The following is a 1,202-nucleotide window of genomic DNA, read 5'->3' on the forward strand; positions in this document are numbered from 1 at the left end:
TGAGCATCCCCCAAAAATTAGGACAGTAATTTAAGTTCCAAAATAACTTTAAATTTACTGTTTTATGACACGAAGAAAATTCACACCCAAGTTCAAGACCAAAGTGGTTTTAGAAGCTCTCAAAGAGCGGCAAACCGTAAAAGAGCTGGCACAACGCTATGAAATATCACCCCAGCAGATAAACCTCTGGAAGCGTGAGTTCCTATCTCAAGCTGAATCTGTCTTTGAGAAAGGAGAAAAATCAGGAAAAAGTGAAGCCGAAGAAAAGGAAGATCGCTTACTTAAGGTAATCGGCCAGCAAAAGGTGGAACTTGATTTTTTAAAGAACGCCTTGCGCTAAAACCTTTAGGGGAACGCCGTAAAATGATAAGCAAGGGTCATTCCAACTTAAGTATAGTCAGACAGAGTAAACTGCTGCAATTGCACCGTTCCGGCTTTTATTACAAGCCTAAGGGCGAGAGCGAGCTGAACTTAAAACTGATGCGTTTGATGGATGAGCATTACATCTACCATCCCTTTAAAGGGGCTAAGGGGATGCATACCTGGTTAACAATGGATAAGGGTTATAAAGTGAACCAAAAGCGTATAGACCGTCTGTATTATAGGGTTATGGGTCTTCAGGCCATTATGCCGGGAAAGCATACCTCAAAGCGTCATAAAGCCCATAAGATTTACCCATACCTGCTCAGGAACCTTAAAATAGACAGGCCTAATCAAGTGTGGGCTACCGATATCACATACATCCCTATGCAAAAAGGGTTTATGTACCTGATAGCCATTATAGATTTACATAGCAGGTATGTATTAAATTGGTCTGTATCCAATACAATGGATGCCCAGTGGTGCAAAGAGACCTTAGAGGAGGCCATAGCCTTGCACGGTACCCCTGAAATTATAAATACCGATCAAGGTAGCCAATTTACCTCAGAAGTATTTACAAAATGTGTGTTATTAAATAAGATAAAGCTTAGTATGGACGGTAAAGGAAGGGCTATAGATAACGTCTTTATTGAGAGGTTCTGGAGAAGTGTAAAGTACGAAAGTATCTACCTTAACCCACCGGAATCGGGAATAGATCTATACCAACAATTAAAAACGTATTTTAGTTATTACAATACAAAAAGAAGGCATCAGGGAATAGAAAACGAAATACCGCTGGTAAAGTATTTAAACAAACAACAAAAAGCAGCTTAGTCAATATA

2 protein-coding genes are annotated in these 1,202 nt (G+C 39.6%); both read left to right on the forward strand.

The window, feature by feature from the left end; all coding sequences use genetic code 11:
• Nucleotides 1-64 precede the first annotated feature (64 nt).
• Entirely contained in the window at nt 65-340 is a 276-nt protein-coding gene (locus LLW17_RS18810; protein WP_228231836.1) for a transposase, read from the forward strand.
• 23 nt (nt 341-363) lie between these two features.
• A complete protein-coding gene (locus tag LLW17_RS18815) occupies nt 364-1,194 on the forward strand; it encodes an IS3 family transposase (RefSeq protein ID WP_228231837.1) in 831 nt (276 codons plus the stop codon).
• Nucleotides 1,195-1,202 lie beyond the last annotated feature (8 nt).

Origin of the sequence: Leeuwenhoekiella parthenopeia (assembly GCF_020782115.1) — a bacterium.
Classification (GTDB): Bacteria; Bacteroidota; Bacteroidia; order Flavobacteriales; family Flavobacteriaceae; genus Leeuwenhoekiella; species Leeuwenhoekiella parthenopeia.